We start from the raw sequence: 16,862 nt of genomic DNA, 5'->3' as shown, positions 1-16,862 counted from the left end.
GCGAACTAATCACGCAAACGCTGTCGGTTTATTGCGCAATCGTTTTCCTCCCTAATTCGCTCAATATCACCCTCATTAAGCAAATATGTGAAGAAAGTGCCTCTAAATCACATAAAAATCACACTTTTCTCCAACAAAAAAATGCCTTTTTTCTTCAATAAGTTCGATTTTTTCCAAATTTTCTTTGTTATTGACCAAGTCCAGCAATCTCATGAACTTGCCAGTTAGCCCTAATTTGGCAAAACACGATGCGATGGGTTCAATCTAGAGGTCAAGATTCACTTAGCTTCGATAACTCAAAGTGAACGTTCTATTAAATTCCAAAGTCCAAAAATGATTGATTTGAAGAGTAGAAAACAAAAAATGGCTAAGGTAATTAACCTTAGCCATTTTTATTCGATGTTTTGAATTGTTCTTTACAAGCTATTGAGTATCGAATTAAGACAGGTGTTAATTCTTTTGAGCGCTTAACGCTTCTGCAGTCGCATCTTGAATCGACAAGAACAATGAAGTGATTTGTCCAGTAGGCGAACGCATCGGGTTTAGCGTCACGTTCTGGTACATGAAATCAGCTTGTTGAGTAACAGGGCGAACATTACGGCACTTGAACAGGTAAGGTCTTTGTGGCCATGTAATAAAGCTGCGACAACCTAAATCATAGACTGGCTTGGTTTTCAGCCTAAACCACTCTTCTGGGATTTCAGGGAATAACTCAAAGATCGACTTACCGATAGCATCATGTGATTGCTTACCGCTATGGTGAGTCATAAAGCCATTCCAAACTTGCACCTCAAAATCGCGATTAATAACCACCAGCCCCATGTCGACGTTCTGAACCATGTCCACCATCCAGTGGAACTGTTCAAATTCAGCAGGAAGATTCAACATATTAAAACTCCTCCATTAGGTAGGCCAATTTATTATCTAGAAGTGGCAAAGATTCATCAACAAACATGAATAGAAGGTCACAACGGATTGAAGTGCCGTCTATGTTATAGCTTACTTCGAAAGTCATCGTCTTTTTGAATGAGCCGCCGGTATTTTCAATAACGGAATCGATTGAGATGTGTTGACCAAGCAACACAGGAGAGCTCTGGAAGAAACGAACTTCTGACTGCTCCCCTAACCCGTTCAGGAATGAACCCACAAGGATATTCGATACATCCATTAGCAGTTCTAATTCTTCAAGCTGTTCGCTATCTGTTGGTACTTTCATGAGCTTTTTAAGATCGCTCACACTGGAATCACTCAGCAATACTAACGCTTCACCTGCAATGCCTTCTCCGCTAAAGCCTTGGCAAACACCCGACACTTGGTCGTTGTCTGCTAAATCGCGAAGTGCCATGTGCAATTCACTCACTTCCAAAATATTCACGTTCGGTAGTGGTAAATGGACAAATACATCAAAATGGCGCGCCAGTGCATCGGCGGCGCGGCCGATTGCTACGTTCGCCACTTCCATGTAGATATCGCGTCTGCGTAGTATTGGGAGATCTAAAGCGGTAGGGGTAACCACCTGAGGCTGCGTTGGCGGCTCAACAAGTTCACGTAAAATACCTTTTAACGCTTCTTTATCGATCGGTTTTTGTAAAAACGCTTTAGCACCGAGGTCCATGACCCTCTGCTGCGCTTTTGGCTGGATGTCACCGGAAACAACGACAACAGGTGTGTTATCACCTAAGCGTTGCATCTCTTCCAATGTGCCATAGCCATCTAGCTCTGGCATGGTCAAGTCGAGGAACATCAGTTTAAACTGGTTTTGAGCTAACTCTTCAAGTGCATTAAGCCCATGAACAGCAAAAGTTATATCTGCATTTAGAGAACTAGGCAGTGATCGAGCCATCTGCTTCCTTGCTAATGCAGAATCATCACATATAAGAACTGGGAACGACATAAATGCACCACCGACAAATTAAAGCTAATTTCGAGGAGTGTAACAGATCATTATCGTATCAGGTACGGGGTGAATGAATTTATATGTAGATTATTAGTCAGATTGATGGGAAAATCGGATATTCGATTATCTCTGATTATTCTTTATGAAAAACAATATGCTACAGAGATAGTAACAAGCCATTTTATAAAGTAATTGCACTATTTTATGAAATGACTGCGATGATTTATAGAATAACAGCCTTAATAAGTAGCCTATTAAGGCTCGACTTGCCGATTCACGCAACGGCCATACATGTTGAACGTCTATACGTGTTGATCGCCTACTACGCGTTTATCAGGTTGACGTTTTTATCCGTTTTGCATAATGAGTACAAGGGAGCTAAAACTGATATGTAGGCCATAGAATCAGTAATGCGAAACGAATAACCACAGCAAACACCAGTAAAGCGATGCCCAGACGGTACCATTTGTATTCCGCAATATTCATTGGGATACGCTTATAAAACATAGTAATCACGCCTTTCCAATCACTACTGCGTCTTCCGTACTGCATCATGCTCGTCAAAACAAACAGAGCGCCAAGTACTAGCATTCCTTTCTCAGCCCAAAACAATCCAACTTCCATTTGCATTTTCCTTGATAAAACGATGAGCGACTTAAATCATTCTAGCCACCTTTGCTTACGGTTTCTGTAAGACCAAGGTCTAAATTACGAAGTACGCAATTCAGGGCTTTTACCTTTTACCTTATAGCTCATAGCTCATTATTGGAAATTAGAAACTGGTCATTGATAGTTCTTGGTCAGCATTACAAAGTTTAGCGTTCAAGGTTCCATGGTAAAGGCGAGCATCACAAGCAGATCACGAATAAGCATGAGTCGAGAGATCCGGAGATTGACTGTTCTTTTGAATGACACGCATCAGCTGGATAAGCAGCAGAATACCTGTCACACCTAAACCAACACCGATTCCGCCCCAGATCCCTGCCAATTCAAACTTAGACATCAAATACCAAGCCGCTGGCAAACCAAATACCCAGTAACCAATGGCTGTCATTACGGTTGGCATTGAGACAATCTTCATCCCTCTCAACAGGTTAATCGCCAGTAACTGCCAGGCGTCTACAATAAAGCACAACGCAACCACCCAGATAACTGAGGCCAATAGCGAAGTCATTGCACCCGTACCATCGTCTAACTTGAAGATAGACGCGATCATTTCTGGCCAGATAATGAACACGGCAGACAACGCCACGCTCAACACCGACACCAATATAAAGCTTAGAATCGAGGTTCTTTTGATGCCTTCGTAGTTACCCGCACCGAAATCACGGCCAACCAAAATCGCCGCAGCTTGTGAGAAACCGAAATTGAAGTTCCAAGTAAAGCTTAAGCATTGCAGCAGGATTTGGTGCAGCGCTAGAGAAGCAATACTGATCGTCCCCGCCATCAAGGTTCCGCCGTATATCAAGCCATGTTCAAGTAATGCAGCGAGCCCAATAGGCAAACCCATCATCAATAAAGGGCTCATTAATTTGATTGAATACTCTTCGGTATTTAACCAAGGGGCGAACTGCTTGAACTCATCACGTTTGAACACCCAAATAGTGTATCCAACCATCACGATAAATGCCGCGATAGCCGTACCTAGCCCTAAACCAGTTAAACCCATGTCTAATTGGAAAGTTAAGAAATAGCTCACTGGCACATTCAGAATTACGGTGATAATAGACATCACCAGAATAGAGCGCACATTACCAAACGCACTGGTTAAGCCACGCAGTACCAACAAAATAAGCGAAGGCAGCATCACCCATTTCAAGGCATGCACATATTCCATGGCTAAGGTAATCACTTCTGGCGGCTGTTTTGCTGCTTCCAATACCAACGGAGCAAACCAGAAGCTGGCCATTAGGGTCACGCTGAGCACGAATGCCAACATGGTTGCGCCTTTCACCGCCAATCTGATTTGTGTATTACCAAACTCTGGGCGAGCGACTCGTTGACCATAAGCAATAGCAATCAAGTTCGCGACACACCCTACCGTGCTGCTCGCAATAATGAAGATGAAGAAGTAGATAGAGGCACCTAAGCCACCAGCCGCAAGAGCTGACACGCTGATTCGCGACATCATCCAAACATCAGTAAGGACTAAAGCCATGGATATCAGCTGTGAAATGATCAAAGGGAATGCAAGAGTGAGTATTTTTTTCATGAGCGCCTCAGTTAATTTCGCCCAAAATACGATCGATGAAGCTGGCGTTCAATTGATAAATTTGCGACTCTAACATTCCATAAACTCATGCGAACGAATTATGACCCCATATCCTAGCTTGCCATCCTCACATAATGGCTTAAAAGCCTTCGAAGCGGCTGCAAGGTTGATGAGCTTTACGTTGGCTGCCGATGAACTCAACGTGACACAGAGTGCAATCAGCCGTCAGATCAAACAGCTTGAAGATGAGCTGAACGCATCGCTGATCATTCGTAAGCATCGAGCCATCGAATTAACGGTACAAGGTCATGATTTGTATGTGGCTTTGCGTGAAAGCTACGGCAATATCGAATCGGTGATCGCCTCTTGGAGTGAGCCAAAGCAGAAGCGTATTGTGATTAAAGCGACCTTGAGTTTTGCTACGCGGGTGTTGATCTCTAAGGTTCGTGAATTAAACGAGCGTTACTCTGATTACGAGATCGTTATCGTTCCTGTGATTGAAGAAGATGAAGCGATCAACAGCAGCGAGTACGACTTGTTGATCTTCCATACTCGATTCAAAAAACGATACGACAACACACCTGATATCGCCTTCCTGCGTGAAGAATTTATGGCTCCGGTCTGTTCTACTAGCTTAACGAATTCTGCCAGTTTAAATAATAAAGACACCGACCTCGATTCGATCTTAACCATGCCAAGGCTCCACCCGACCTTGGATCACCATGACTGGAAAGTATGGCTGGCCGATGTCGAATCACCTCCGAAAAAGCCCGTCAGAAATACCAGCTTTTTATCTTTAGATATGGCGCTCAGTGCTTGTTTGTCAGGTGAAGGCGTCACGGTGACGGACTTACTGTTGGTTTTACAAGATCTACAACGAGGCTTCTTGTACTGCCCTAAAGATGCAAAGATTCAACACAGTGCTTGGACTTACTTCATGCACCAGCGTACACACACACCTATCATCAATGACCTTATTGAATGGCTGAGGGAAGAGACAGCAAAAGAGATCGAGTTGCTGAAATCACTCGCACAGCAATATCAGTGGTTTGGTGTAATTGAGCAAGATAAAGGCTTTGGTCGACTCTCTTAAATTAAGCTATGATTCCCCTTCCCTCACTCGATTGATATTTTTATGCCTTCTTTCTCTGTTTCAATGATCCCTGTTGGGGTTAGGTCCATGATCCTCTCCGCTTTTGGGTTCGCACTGATGTCTGCTTGTGTGAAATACATCAGCAACTACGGTATACCTGTATTTGAAATTGTTGCAGCAAGGGCTTTGGTCTCTTTGATCATCAGCTACATCGATGTGAAACGAAAAGGCATCTCGATCTGGGGTAATAACAAACCTTTGTTGTTTGTTCGTGGTGCTGTTGGTACTGCGGCGTTGATGTGTGTTTACTACGCTGTCACCACCTTGCCATTAGCAGAAGCAACCATTCTACAATACGTACATCCTGTGTTTACTGCGTTGCTTGGCGTGTTGTTCTTAAAAGAGCGCGTGCAAAAGTCGACCATGATCTGCATTGCATTCTGCCTCGCGGGATTGCTGGTGATGGTACAACCAAGCATGAACAGTGGCGTAAACAGCGAGTTACCCATGTTCAGCATTATGGTGGCGTTATTGGGCGCGTTTGGTAGCTCAATTGCTTATGTAATTGTGAGAAAGCTTAGCCAAACTGAAGATAGCTCGGTGATCATCTTCTACTTCCCGCTGGTTGCTCTTCCAATCTCAACAGCCCTGATCTGGAACGACTTTGTATGGCCGAGCTTATTCTTAACCGTTATGTTGGTTCTGGTCGGGATTTTCACTCAGATAGGCCAATACGGTTTAACCAAAGCGATGCAAACTCAAGCTGCCGGTAAAGCTTCGGCTTACTCATACGTTCAAATCGTATTCTCAGCGCTGTTAGGCGTGTGGATCTTCAATGAGATTCCATCAGTTTGGACTTACCTAGGTGGTGGCCTGATCGTAACAGGAGCCTTGATCAATGTGTTTGGCAAACAACTGTTAGTACCGTTTAAAGCTAAGTAAGCGACTAAGCGACTAAGCGACTAAGCGACTAGCAGAGTAAATATCAGCTAGCCAATCAGCTAATAGATATAAAAAGGGCATTGCGGAATATTCCACAATGCCCTTTTCTGTGAGTCTTCCTAGCCCCCTTTCTTAGACGTTTTATTTCGAACAATCTTGCTCTAGTACACCAACTCGATTGCGAGTTCTACTACGTGGCATTACGCAGCTTGGGATCATCACTCAAGTACTCTACAAACTCGATTTCAAAGCCCGCCGGATCAACAAAGTAAACGTTTTTGCGATAAGGTTCTTCAGCGCCAGGTTTGGCAATAGGGAAACCCGCATCAATAAGGCGCTCAATCACGCTCTCGATATTGTTGGTTACATAAGCAAAATGCGCGAGACCGACAGAATGCCCAGCCAAATCTCTGTTTTCTCCTTCGCCGTGATCGCTCAACGCGATGTATTGATATTCATCACCAAAATGTAGCCAGTTACGTGGCTTGCCAGACCATTCGCCTTGCCCTTCATCACGCACATACCAGTGAGGGAAAGCTGCTTTATAGAAAGTCAGCATCTCTGGGATATCTTTAACCACTAAATTTACATGTTCAAGTTGGATCATTCTTCTCTCCTTAAAGTATTCTCTTAAGCAACGTTGCATATCCTAATACCTCAAGTTAAGTTGAGGTAAAGAACTAATTTACGTTTATTTTCGAGAACGTCTTTAGAGTCCAAATTATCTTATTTTTATGCCATACAAATCTAAGTTTAGACGACCCTAGCCAATGTGACGTCTTTGGAATACAGAGTAACTGAAAGACAAGCCATTACGACTTGGGCTGATTGGCCTCCACATCGAGAGGCGTTCTGCTCTTCAAGCTAAAACACTTCTTCCATTTAATCGGCATCATCGGAATAACGATGAGGCTAATGCCAACCAGCGTTAGAATGTCTGGGATTTCGTCAAACCACATCACGCCAAATAGCGTTACAAACACCAATCCTGAATACTCTGCGAGCGCAATTTGGTTAGCCGGTGCTTTTTTGTAAGCCACCACCACAAGCGCATGGTATCCAAGCACGAACAAGTTGATTGCCATGATCCAACCAACATGACGCCATTCAATCGTGGACCATGATGGTAATGCAAACACCAACGCGAGTGGCAACGTCATCACGCTGGTCCAAAACAGAGTCGAGATAATGTGTTGTTCTGCGTTCAGACGCTTGATCAAGATGTTACCCACTCCCATCGCCAGCGCGCTGCCTAAGCCTGCAATCGCCGCCCAATGAAATTGCTCAGGGCGTAAAACGATCAATACGCCGACAAAGCCAATCAGTGTCGCAACCACTTTTGATGATGTTGGCCTTTCTTTCAACAACACAATCGAAAGAGGAAGCATAAGGATCGGTCCAACATAGAACATCGCGTTTGCTGTCGCCAAAGTAAGATGTGTAATGGCGATCATCGCGCAGCCACTTCCCACTAAGATAAATTGAGCTCGTAAGAAGTTAATGCGACAGCCACCTTGCATACGCGTCTCTCTCGGTAGCTTTAACCAAAACGGAAGCAGCAAGATCACGCTCAATAGCTGACGGATAAACACATATTGGAACGTAGGGACTTCACCATTCAGTATCTTCAACGATACGTCTGAAAAGGACGCAAGTAGGTTTGCGAACACCAAAAGCAAAATGGCGTGGTTAACAGCTTTATTCATACGGAAGCAAGGCTATACATTTGTCATACAATTATGGGCGCACATCATACATGAGAATTTAAAATAAGTAAGAACAAAGTTATTGAGATTGGATTAATGCAATTTTGGATGAAGATTCGACGACTAAATCACCGCTCTCAGCCCTACACTCCCCAGTATTAATATTCCCTTATCGACTGATACATCAAGTTACAAATCGCTCTCATAGTAACCAAGAATACTGATCTGGGTTAATAAACTTGTTTCACAGTAACCTTATTTTTACTGAGGTCAGATAATTACAAAAAAGGAAGTTACAGTGAAAAAATTATTAGCACTTGGTATTGCAGCAGCAATCTCGGTTCCAGCAGTAGCCGACCACAATACAATCAATGGTATGGATTTCGGTCCACTTGCAAAGTTAGTCGGCACATGGAAATCGGTCGAAACTGGTGGCGTTGACATATCCCCGGGTCAAGAAGGGACTGATGTGGGTGCGGGTGGCCCAGCAGTCACACCATTTTATGAAGTGATGACGTTTGAGGTAGCTGCAGATGCCACCAACGCTAGCGACCAATATCTTGTTGCGCTGTACTACAAGCAGGAAGTATTCAGAAAGATCGATGATTCTAAATTCCACGATCAACGTGGTTACTTCATCTACGACCAAAAGAATCAGATCGTATACAACTCTTACTGTGTGCCACGCACCACATGCGTCACCGCAGAAGGCCCTGCTGGCGATACAATGACGCTAGTCGCGTCTAAGCGCGGTATCGCTGAGTCTGAATACATGACAGACAACGCAACCACGACAGGTTTCACAATGAACATTAGTATTTCAGACGACACGCTGACTTACTCTCAAACAACAGGCTTAGAGATCTACGACAACGCTTTTGCTCACACCGATTCAAGTACATTGGTTAAAGTGGAATAGTCCTAAATACAAACGCCCTTCGCAGTTATGTGAAGGGCGTTAGTTGCCTCAACACGTCACAACGAGTTGTATATCGAAACTCGATAAAAACTCAGCCTCAGCATAACAATCAACCTAACCATTGATACCAGAGCAATCCATTCTTCCGTTTCTCTTTCGTGTTTTCACCCACTTTTCGTCACTCACACTAAGGGTTAACCTCGTTATTCGAGCCTGTCCCGCCCGATAATTTCAGCTCTTCTGGGATAGATGAGGTTACGATGAAAGAATTAGAAAACAGCAATTTAACGAGACAATATTATCTCTGCGGTGATCGATACAAATGGATAAAGCGTAACTATTTTCACAATAAGCCTCAGCCAATATTGATGACTACAGAGTGAGAACAGCCATGGACAACAGAATCACCATTATTGAGTTTCTCAGAGTGTTTGAGTTCATTCGCTCTTCCGGTGAGCAACTTGACAACAAATATCAAGTAGGCGAAATGACGGCTTGGCATGATTACGACGGTTACACCTGTTGGCTAAGCTACAGAGACGTTACGGTAACCCTGATGTTCCACGGTTCATTAAAAATCGAATACGACAAAGCGTCGAACTATGAAGACTTCATCAACCATTGTCTGACTATGCTTGCTACAGAGCCTTCTCCGTAAGTACGAAAGGTCAACACGCCCTAATAACTAATGGAGAAAATCATGCACGAAACTGATTTTAAAACGCACTTACTGCGTAAACCAATCGCTTCTTTGTGGCTAATACTCAGCCTTTCTTTTTTATGGTCTCAAGTATCTGTAGCAGGAATAGATATGATTGATTTTGCACAAGCGAACGAACAGAAGAATTGGACAGCGACCAACGACAATGTGATGGGCGGCATCTCAACAGGCGGTCTTATTCATGATGGCGAGACGAGTCAATTTAAGGGCGAACTATCGTTAGAGAACAATGGTGGCTTCAGTTCAATCAATCGCTCTGTTAAAACACTAAGCTCTGAAACGGACAGCTTAGATTTGACGTTTGTGGGTGATGGTCGTACTTACCAATTAAGGTTCACAACGTGGATAGATGGAAACAGGACCAACTACAAGCACAACTTTGAGACAATTAAAGGTGAACAACTCAAGAAAGCCTTCCGACTAAAGGACTTTCAAGCGGTGTTTAAAGGTCGGTTACTCAACGGAGCTCCGGCGCTTAAAGCTCAACACATTAAACAGATCGGCTTTTTGATTGCGGACAAACAGCCTCTGCCCTTCGAGCTAAACTTACTTCAGATTCAATTCAAAACCTCGCAAGAAACGGAGTAACGCTTTGTTGGAATAAGGTAAAGCCTGAATAAACAACAGACGAAAAAAGCCACTGATACCTTATCGATTCGCGATAGACATCAGTGGCTTTCTGTTCAAACTGTTCAAATAAGCAACTATTCAAACCGTCAAAGATCTAAATCATTAACGATTAATATTTAATGGCTGTTTTTCCAATCGACGAACTGCTTTCAATAAGTTGGTGCGCCTCTTTCAGTGTTTCAACACTAAAGCCATTCAATGTGGTCGTTAGTGTCGATTTAATGCGGCCTGCATCAATCAAGTTCGCCGCTTGGAACAGGATATCTTGCTGTTTCTGGATATCGTCTGTGTTGAACAATGAACGTGTAAACATCAGCTCCCACACAAAACCTACAGACTTACCTTTCAGCGCCGACAGATCAATTCCACCATCGAACTCCACAATCGAACTGATCATGCCTTGTGGTGCAATCAGCTCCACCATCGATTCCCAGTGCCCTTTGGTATCAGCAACATTAAAAATGTAATCGACATGCTGGATGCCTTGCTCGCGCACAGACTCAACCAAGTTACGATGATTCACCACATGGTCTGCACCCATATCCCTTACCCACTGCTCGGTTTCAGGTCTTGAAGCCGTCGCAATGACAGTCAGGTTAGTCAGTTGGCTCGCCAATTGAATCGTGATTGAGCCTACGCCACCAGCGCCGCCAATGATCAGAATCGACTTTTGCTCTTCAGGACGAACACGTAGGCGATCGAACAACGCTTCCCACGCAGTGAGTGTCGCTAGCGGCATCACAGCAGCAGCTTCATCAGAAAGGCTCTTTGGTGCTTTCGCAGTAATACGGTAATCAATGGCTTGATATTCCGCGTTAGCTCCCATGCGAGTGACGTCACCCGCGTAGTAAACACGGTCACCTAATTCAAAACCTTCAACGTCTGTACCTTTACCGACAACTTCGCCAACCGCGTCATAGCCCAGCACTTTAGGCTGTTCGAGTGTTTTATCCTTAGCACTACGAATACGAATTTTTGCGTCAGCAGGGTTGATAGAAGTCGCGCTCACTTTTACCAGCAAGTCATTATTTTTTAGTTCTGGCAGACTCGTTTCAAACTCAAATAAACTGTCTTGCTCTGTAATCGCAAATGACTGAGTAAATCCAATAGCTTTCATTTTTGATGGTACTGACATTGTGCTTTCTCCTTGAATTAGACGAGTAATCTTAGTCAATTCTCACTCTAGATAAACCGTCTAACATTTGAATGATTTTCAAATATATTTTGATAATTAAGCGTATAAAGTTAGCTTAGAAGAGGTAAATAAGGGTTAACCCGCTTTGTGATTAGCAAAGATTTCAATACAATGTTTAGAACATTATCAAACACAGGTAGATAAGATGCTTCTTGAAGACTTACAGGTCATTTTAAAAGTGGCGGAGTTTCGCAGCATCACCGCAGCAGCCACCAACCTAGACATGCGTACTGCTACCGCGAGTGCTGCCGTCAAACGAGTTGAAGCTGCGTTAGGTGCTGAATTGTTTGTAAGAACCACGCGCCATCTAAGGCTCTCTTCAGCAGGCGAGCGCTATTTACCGGAATGCGAACAAGCCTTGAAATTGTTGGAGCAAGCAAAGCTCAACATACGGGAGGAGCTCGGTATTCTTGACGGTGAAATTCGTATTGCGCTTTCATCGGATCTAGGCCGCAACCTCATCACACCTTGGTTAGATGAGTTCTTGCTTGAATACCCTAAAGCATCAGTTAGAACGAGCATCAGTGACAGTAATATCGATTTTTACCGTGACGCCGTTGATATGGCGCTTCGCTATGGCTCCCCTACTGACGCCAACATGTATGGTTTCAAGATCTGCGATGTACCGAGAATATTGTGTGCCGCTCCTGAATACTTGTCTGAAATTGGAACACCAAAACAGCCTAGTGACTTAGCTCAGCACAATGGTTTGCTTTACCAACTCCATGACATGTTGCAAGACGAATGGGTGTTTAACGATGGTACTCAAGATCATAAAGTGAAGCTTAAAGGGAATCGTGCATCGAACGATGCTGACCTTGTGAGACGTTGGTGTATTGCAGGGAAAGGTATCGCAATAAAGTCTTGTTTAGATATGTCACCTCATCTGCTTTCAGGCGAAGTGGTTAAAGTTATGCCTGAATTTAAGCCTACACCTACCGAGCTGTGGTTAGTCTGCCCTAGTCGTCAATCCATCACACCAACAGTTCGCTTATTAAGAGATTTATTCCGTAAGAAAACCGCAGAGATCCTCTCTCAATTGGGAGACCAAGGTATTCTAGAAAATAAAGCATCATAGGACCTAATGCTGCTTAGAGATAAGACGTAGAGATACAAAAAAGGCGCTAGCGGACTTTAATCCACTAACGCCTTTCTTCATTTGAACATCACACCGTATTAATGGATAAATGTACTTTAATACGAGTGCTTAGTTTGACTCTTCTTCTACATCACAATCAGCACAGCACTGAAGAGCAATTTCATGTTCGAAGGTGATTGTATCTTGGCCTTCTTCTAGAAGTTCTGCAATTTCATCCGCGACTTCTTGCTCATCATCAGCTTCAATTCCGCTCGCTAACTCTTCTTCTGAATAACCGAAGAAATTCAGTAATAGATACTCGCGAGCTTCGTCTTTGGTACAAACCACATTTGCTGAAAGATCAGGCGCAACTTCACCTTCCGCAAGTGTCTTTGTCACTTGCTCTAGAGCAGTATCTTTCATCGCAGGCGTTAACCAACCAAGATCAGTACTTACTGTCGTTTTTTTACAGTCGAAGCAAGGCAGTTGGTGAAAGTAGTATTGAAAGGTAGTCATAGGTAATTTCTTCTTTAAGTGTTGTATAGCGAGATTATGCGCGTTTTATAGCAAAATACTATCTCAATCAACACCAAAAATTGATTCGCTCTGATTATTTTAACCAGATGCACAGCAAGCCATACTGACAACTTTAATCAGCGGCTATTTGCTTAAATCGCCACACACATCGGCGTATTGGATATAGGGTCACGAAATACGCTCGCTTTGAGATCAAAAACATCATTCAGCAATGTCTCGGTCATCACCTCATCGGGGGTGCCTTCAGCCACTAAACCACCTCTTTCTAAAACGATCAAATGATCGCAGTAACGGCTAGCTTGGTTCAGATCATGGAGCACAACCACCACCGTTTTTCCCTTGTCATTCATCTGCTGCATCAAGTTCATTAATTCAACTTGGTGAGACATATCAAGATAAGTGGTCGGTTCATCCAACATCACGACATCTGTGTCTTGCGCTATTATCATCGCTATCCATGCTCTTTGACGCTGCCCACCCGACAGTGACTCAATCGGTTTATCAGCAAACTCAAGTACGCCGGTATCACGCATTGCTTGTTCGACAATCGCTTGGTCTTCTTGCCCTAACCTTCCCCAATGGGACACATAAGGAGAACGGCCATATTCAACCAATTTTCGGACCGAAATGCCTTCGGGGCTAACCAATATTTGCGGCAGAAGCGACAACGAACGCGCGAGCACTTTATCGCCATAGCTCGACAACGGTTTGTCTTCAAATAACACCTCTCCTGCCACAGGCTTATTGATCCTGACTAACGTCTTTAACAAGGTAGATTTACCACACCCATTGGGTCCAATTAAGGCTGTGATTTTTCCCTTTGGGATGGACACCGAAAGGTTCGGTATGATCGTTTGTTTGCCGTACGCGACGGAAAGATTCTGCGTTTTTAGCATGGTTACCAACCTCGATAACGATAGAGAAGAAAGATGAAATAAGGCGCGCCAATGACAGAAGTAAGTACCCCTGCAGGTAATTCAATCGGTGGTTGTAGACCTCTTGCCAAGCCATCGGCACAAGTAACCAGAATCGCGCCCACCAGAGCAGACGCCGGGATTAACAACTTATGATTATGCCCAAACAACAAGCGCGCTAAGTGAGGTGCTAATAAACCCACAAAACTGATCGTTCCAGCCACTGAAACGCTGACGCTGGCAAGCAACACTGCGGCCAATAGTGCAAGAGCTTGTATCTGTTTTGGCTTAGTACCCAATGTGGTGGCACTTTCCTCACCAAGACCCATCACATCCAATCGCCAAGCAAGCCAAAATGCCATTGGCAACAACAAGAGCAATGCTCCCCAAATAAAAGGAACTTGCTGCCAATTTCGTCCCCAGAGGCTGCCAGTTAGCCATACCATCGCCGTGTTGATCTCGATGGGGTTAGTGACAAGCAAGAAGTCGATGCAACTCGCCAGAAACGCACTCACTGCAATACCAATCAAGGCCAACTTGGCGGGTGTTGGCCTTGACCACCATGCCAATAGCGCAATCAGCCCAGCAGCCAATACCCCACCGAACATCGCTACGACAGGAAGCACGCTGACTGGTGCATTGGGGAACCAAACTAAACTCGCTGTCGCAGCAAGCCCTGCGCCAGCGCTAATACCCATAAGATCTGGGGAAGCCAAAGGATTACGTATCACGCCTTGCACTAATACACCGGATAGCCCTAACCCTGCGCCCACGCTTATCGCGAGCAACATACGTGGTAGTCGATACTGATGGATAACAAAGTCGTCACTGGAAAAGGCGACCAAATGTTCGATGACTTGAGGAATAGAAAGTGACGCAGCACCGACAAACAAGCCCGCAGATGCCACTAATATGAGAATCCCTGATAACAAAACTATCTTAGTGTGATGGTGCATTAAGATCTCCTCGTCGCAATCAAAATAAAACAAGGTGTCCCAAGTAGGGCGGTAATAACACCAACGGGCGTTTCAGTCGGGAAAGCAATCGATCGTGACAACGCATCTGACCAAGACACTAATGCTGCACCTGCCATTGCGGAGATAGGAATCAGTAGATGGTAATTGTGCCCAACCATGGGCCGAACCAAATGAGGAACCAACAATCCTACAAAGCCAATGGGACCAGCGATAGCGACACTGGCACCCGCAAGCAACACGATAGCCAATCCACTCATGAGGCGAGTAAGCCGGATATTACTGCCCAACCCCACAGCCACTTCTTCACCAAGCGCCAATAAGTTGAGGTTACGAGCAAGGCTAACAGCCAACACCAAACCAATCACTGCTGGCGGCCAAAGCTGTTGCCACTGTCCCTCATCCACGCTAGACAATGAACCGGTAAGCCAATGCAGCACGCTATAAGCCATATCATCAGCTAGAATCAACGCTGCTCGAGTTAACCCAATCAATAAAGCAGTAATGGCGATACCCGCTAAAACCAAACGTAACGGATGAGAACGTTCGGAGAAGAAGCCACCGAGGAGCATCACAGCACCACCGCCTAGCAATGCACCAAGAACAGCATTAAGGATCGGGTTTAAATCACTCACCACAGGTATGCCTATCGCAGCTAAAGCCATAAAACAGGCTGCGCCAGCGTTAATACCTAAAATTGATGGAGACGCAAGTGGGTTACGTGTTAATCCCTGCATCAACAGTCCGGCGACGGCTAAGCTTGCACCAATCAATAACCCAGCATGAGCCCTTGGAGCTCTAAGTGTCGCCAATATTTGATGAGTCATATTGCTCTCATCAAACGCAAACCAATAGTGAACTAAGTCACTCAATGTTAGGGAGAAGTTCGACCAACCTAGCATAGAGGCCACGTAACCAGACATCGCCAAACACGACACTAAAACCGTAAATAACGTGACTCGCCACGACACTAATACCGTAAGCCTCGACACTATAAGCGAACGTCGCTGACCTCTAGAGAGCAACATCGAACTCATGAACGATCCAAGATCTGCTCTAGATTTTTCGCCATTTGTTCTGCGGCCAACATGCCTCGATTCAATGACCATAGTGCTGGTGACACTTCTACCACTTGTTGATTCTTCGCGGATGTTAATACATTAAACAGTGGGTTTTTCTGCCAATCATCAACGATATTTGGATCTGAGTAAGCACCAAGGAGCAACCAATCAGGATTTGTTTTCAACAACAACTCAAAGCTGGTTGGCAAGTACGCCTTGTCTGTCGGTTCCACAATTGGGCTAGCAATACCTAATGTGGTGAGTACACCTCCAGCATAAGAAGCAGGGCTATGTAGCCACATTCCTTTTTCCGACACAACAGCAAATTGGACAGTTTGTTTGAGTGAAAAATGACTTTTAAATTCCACCATGGCTTGTTGATGTTGGTGAATTCTTTGTTCCATTGCCGATTGCTTATCGAGGGCGATACCAACCTTAAGCGCAGATTCCAAGTTCTCTTGATAAGTCTCTCCACGGCTTTTGAGCAGCAGAGTTGGTGCGATTCGCTGTAGATCTTGATAAACCGTACGATGACGCTCTGCATCGGCAATGATCAGGTCGGGCTTTAATACCGCAATAGCCTCTAGACTAGGCTGCGAACGCATACCAACCGATTCCCATGGTTGCACTAATTCACGCACCGCCGGAATCACTCGCGAAGCATCATTGTCATCGGCAACACCAACCGGAGACACGCCTACCGCAGCCAACGCATCGACAAATGAGAACTCCAACACCACAACGCGTTGCGGGGTAGTCGCTATCTCAAACTGACCTTGCTCATCTTGAATGATCCTCGTTTTTGCTGAACTGGAGAATGAGAACAAGCTTAAAGCCAACAAAGCTAAGGTTATCGCTATCCTGCTGAATAAAAAATGCCTTTTGAATGACAGCAGTCCGTTCGGCAGCAGCCATTGATTCGAAAATAAAAATCGAGAGCTGTTTTCCATATTTACTTTTCCTTAAACACTAGAACCGTGAAA

General features: G+C 44.5%; 18 protein-coding genes. 6 read left to right on the top strand and 12 right to left on the bottom strand.

Annotation, left to right across the window (positions count from 1 at the left end; genetic code table 11):
- Positions 1-450: 450 nt before the first annotated feature.
- The 4 genes from OCV44_RS19040 to OCV44_RS19025 all read right to left on the bottom strand — a co-directional run bounded on the left by OCV44_RS19040 (position 451) and on the right by OCV44_RS19025 (position 4,109).
- Positions 451-888 carry a PAS domain-containing protein gene (locus OCV44_RS19040; protein ID WP_009844817.1) on the bottom strand — a complete coding sequence of 146 codons (438 nt, stop codon included), beginning with the start codon at positions 886-888 and terminating at the stop codon, positions 451-453.
- A gap of 1 nt (position 889) precedes the next feature.
- Positions 890-1,894 carry a response regulator gene (locus OCV44_RS19035; protein ID WP_122055585.1) on the bottom strand — a complete coding sequence of 335 codons (1,005 nt, stop codon included), beginning with the start codon at positions 1,892-1,894 and terminating at the stop codon, positions 890-892.
- Between the two features lie 381 nt (positions 1,895-2,275).
- Positions 2,276-2,521 (bottom strand): hypothetical protein, encoded by a 246-nt coding sequence (locus OCV44_RS19030; RefSeq protein WP_009844815.1) that lies wholly within the window; start codon positions 2,519-2,521, stop codon positions 2,276-2,278.
- Positions 2,522-2,756: 235 nt separating this feature from the next.
- Positions 2,757-4,109, bottom strand: a complete 1,353-nt coding sequence (locus OCV44_RS19025) for an MATE family efflux transporter (RefSeq protein WP_139685194.1) — start codon at positions 4,107-4,109, stop codon at positions 2,757-2,759.
- A 100-nt stretch (positions 4,110-4,209) separates the two neighbouring features.
- Between OCV44_RS19025 and OCV44_RS19020 the strand changes: the two genes are divergently transcribed.
- Together OCV44_RS19020 and OCV44_RS19015 are read left to right on the top strand one after the other, a co-directional pair.
- Positions 4,210-5,202: a LysR family transcriptional regulator gene (locus OCV44_RS19020; protein ID WP_139685193.1), complete on the top strand. Its 993-nt coding sequence runs from the start codon at positions 4,210-4,212 to the stop codon at positions 5,200-5,202.
- A 42-nt stretch (positions 5,203-5,244) separates the two neighbouring features.
- Complete coding sequence (locus OCV44_RS19015; protein ID WP_139685192.1) at positions 5,245-6,144, top strand: DMT family transporter; 900 nt, start codon at positions 5,245-5,247, stop codon at positions 6,142-6,144.
- A 190-nt stretch (positions 6,145-6,334) separates the two neighbouring features.
- Here OCV44_RS19015 and OCV44_RS19010 read toward each other — a convergent pair whose 3' ends face one another.
- The gene (locus OCV44_RS19010; RefSeq protein WP_009844811.1) at positions 6,335-6,751 is read right to left on the bottom strand and encodes a VOC family protein; all 417 of its coding nucleotides are present in this window, start codon (positions 6,749-6,751) and stop codon (positions 6,335-6,337) included.
- 205 nt (positions 6,752-6,956) lie between these two features.
- On the bottom strand, positions 6,957-7,850 hold the full coding sequence (locus tag OCV44_RS19005; RefSeq protein WP_139685191.1) for a DMT family transporter: 894 nt from the start codon (positions 7,848-7,850) through the stop codon (positions 6,957-6,959).
- Positions 7,851-8,148: 298 nt separating this feature from the next.
- Here OCV44_RS19005 and OCV44_RS19000 point away from each other — a divergent pair, with 298 nt between their 5' ends.
- The 3 genes from OCV44_RS19000 (at position 8,149) to OCV44_RS18990 (ending at position 10,078) form a co-directional block, all read left to right on the top strand.
- Positions 8,149-8,769: a heme-binding beta-barrel domain-containing protein gene (locus OCV44_RS19000; protein ID WP_139685190.1), complete on the top strand. Its 621-nt coding sequence runs from the start codon at positions 8,149-8,151 to the stop codon at positions 8,767-8,769.
- A gap of 391 nt (positions 8,770-9,160) precedes the next feature.
- Positions 9,161-9,427 carry a DUF3081 domain-containing protein gene (locus tag OCV44_RS18995; RefSeq protein WP_139685189.1) on the top strand — a complete coding sequence of 89 codons (267 nt, stop codon included), beginning with the start codon at positions 9,161-9,163 and terminating at the stop codon, positions 9,425-9,427.
- 30 nt (positions 9,428-9,457) lie between these two features.
- On the top strand, positions 9,458-10,078 hold the full coding sequence (locus OCV44_RS18990; protein WP_170213729.1) for a CIA30 family protein: 621 nt from the start codon (positions 9,458-9,460) through the stop codon (positions 10,076-10,078).
- A gap of 151 nt (positions 10,079-10,229) precedes the next feature.
- Here OCV44_RS18990 and OCV44_RS18985 read toward each other — a convergent pair whose 3' ends face one another.
- The gene (locus tag OCV44_RS18985; RefSeq protein ID WP_139685187.1) at positions 10,230-11,255 is read right to left on the bottom strand and encodes a zinc-binding alcohol dehydrogenase family protein; all 1,026 of its coding nucleotides are present in this window, start codon (positions 11,253-11,255) and stop codon (positions 10,230-10,232) included.
- 205 nt (positions 11,256-11,460) lie between these two features.
- Between OCV44_RS18985 and OCV44_RS18980 the strand changes: the two genes are divergently transcribed.
- Positions 11,461-12,393, top strand: coding sequence for a LysR family transcriptional regulator (locus OCV44_RS18980; protein ID WP_139685186.1), 933 nt, complete (start codon positions 11,461-11,463; stop codon positions 12,391-12,393).
- A gap of 129 nt (positions 12,394-12,522) precedes the next feature.
- Here OCV44_RS18980 and OCV44_RS18975 read toward each other — a convergent pair whose 3' ends face one another.
- The 5 genes from OCV44_RS18975 to OCV44_RS18955 form a co-directional block, all read right to left on the bottom strand.
- Positions 12,523-12,909: a hypothetical protein gene (locus OCV44_RS18975; RefSeq protein WP_139685185.1), complete on the bottom strand. Its 387-nt coding sequence runs from the start codon at positions 12,907-12,909 to the stop codon at positions 12,523-12,525.
- Between the two features lie 152 nt (positions 12,910-13,061).
- Entirely contained in the window at positions 13,062-13,826 is a 765-nt protein-coding gene (gene fecE, locus OCV44_RS18970) for a Fe(3+) dicitrate ABC transporter ATP-binding protein FecE (protein WP_139685184.1), read from the bottom strand.
- A gap of 2 nt (positions 13,827-13,828) precedes the next feature.
- A complete protein-coding gene (locus OCV44_RS18965; protein WP_102257569.1) occupies positions 13,829-14,800 on the bottom strand; it encodes an iron chelate uptake ABC transporter family permease subunit in 972 nt (323 codons plus the stop codon).
- The gene (locus OCV44_RS18960) at positions 14,800-15,855 is read right to left on the bottom strand and encodes a FecCD family ABC transporter permease (RefSeq protein ID WP_139685183.1); all 1,056 of its coding nucleotides are present in this window, start codon (positions 15,853-15,855) and stop codon (positions 14,800-14,802) included. The genes OCV44_RS18965 and OCV44_RS18960 overlap by 1 nt, the downstream gene beginning before the upstream one ends.
- Positions 15,852-16,829, bottom strand: coding sequence for a Fe(3+) dicitrate ABC transporter substrate-binding protein (locus tag OCV44_RS18955; RefSeq protein ID WP_139685182.1), 978 nt, complete (start codon positions 16,827-16,829; stop codon positions 15,852-15,854). Before OCV44_RS18955 ends, OCV44_RS18960 begins: the two co-directional genes overlap by 4 nt.
- Between the last annotated feature and the right edge of the window lie 33 nt (positions 16,830-16,862).

The organism is Vibrio tasmaniensis, assembly GCF_024347635.1.
Lineage (GTDB): Bacteria > Pseudomonadota > Gammaproteobacteria > Enterobacterales > Vibrionaceae > Vibrio > Vibrio tasmaniensis.
Note: the sequence above shows the minus strand (reverse complement) of the source record. Positions and strands in the feature narration are given on the sequence as shown.

What these genes read in the sequence shown, in the direction of transcription:
- OCV44_RS18955 (WP_139685182.1), bottom strand. Translation starts at nt 16,829, where the DNA reads ATGGAAAACAGCTCTCGATTTTTATTTTCGAATCAATGGCTGCTGCCG.
- OCV44_RS18990 (WP_170213729.1), top strand. Translation starts at nt 9,458, where the DNA reads ATGGAGAAAATCATGCACGAAACTGATTTTAAAACGCACTTACTGCGT.
- OCV44_RS18960 (WP_139685183.1), bottom strand. Translation starts at nt 15,855, where the DNA reads ATGAGTTCGATGTTGCTCTCTAGAGGTCAGCGACGTTCGCTTATAGTG.
- OCV44_RS19010 (WP_009844811.1), bottom strand. Translation starts at nt 6,751, where the DNA reads ATGATCCAACTTGAACATGTAAATTTAGTGGTTAAAGATATCCCAGAG.
- OCV44_RS18975 (WP_139685185.1), bottom strand. Translation starts at nt 12,909, where the DNA reads ATGACTACCTTTCAATACTACTTTCACCAACTGCCTTGCTTCGACTGT.
- OCV44_RS19040 (WP_009844817.1), bottom strand. Translation starts at nt 888, where the DNA reads ATGTTGAATCTTCCTGCTGAATTTGAACAGTTCCACTGGATGGTGGAC.
- OCV44_RS18980 (WP_139685186.1), top strand. Translation starts at nt 11,461, where the DNA reads ATGCTTCTTGAAGACTTACAGGTCATTTTAAAAGTGGCGGAGTTTCGC.
- OCV44_RS18965 (WP_102257569.1), bottom strand. Translation starts at nt 14,800, where the DNA reads ATGCACCATCACACTAAGATAGTTTTGTTATCAGGGATTCTCATATTA.
- OCV44_RS19005 (WP_139685191.1), bottom strand. Translation starts at nt 7,850, where the DNA reads ATGAATAAAGCTGTTAACCACGCCATTTTGCTTTTGGTGTTCGCAAAC.
- fecE (WP_139685184.1), bottom strand. Translation starts at nt 13,826, where the DNA reads ATGCTAAAAACGCAGAATCTTTCCGTCGCGTACGGCAAACAAACGATC.
- OCV44_RS19015 (WP_139685192.1), top strand. Translation starts at nt 5,245, where the DNA reads ATGCCTTCTTTCTCTGTTTCAATGATCCCTGTTGGGGTTAGGTCCATG.
- OCV44_RS19035 (WP_122055585.1), bottom strand. Translation starts at nt 1,894, where the DNA reads ATGTCGTTCCCAGTTCTTATATGTGATGATTCTGCATTAGCAAGGAAG.
- OCV44_RS18995 (WP_139685189.1), top strand. Translation starts at nt 9,161, where the DNA reads ATGGACAACAGAATCACCATTATTGAGTTTCTCAGAGTGTTTGAGTTC.
- OCV44_RS19025 (WP_139685194.1), bottom strand. Translation starts at nt 4,109, where the DNA reads ATGAAAAAAATACTCACTCTTGCATTCCCTTTGATCATTTCACAGCTG.
- OCV44_RS19020 (WP_139685193.1), top strand. Translation starts at nt 4,210, where the DNA reads ATGACCCCATATCCTAGCTTGCCATCCTCACATAATGGCTTAAAAGCC.
- OCV44_RS19030 (WP_009844815.1), bottom strand. Translation starts at nt 2,521, where the DNA reads ATGGAAGTTGGATTGTTTTGGGCTGAGAAAGGAATGCTAGTACTTGGC.
- OCV44_RS18985 (WP_139685187.1), bottom strand. Translation starts at nt 11,255, where the DNA reads ATGTCAGTACCATCAAAAATGAAAGCTATTGGATTTACTCAGTCATTT.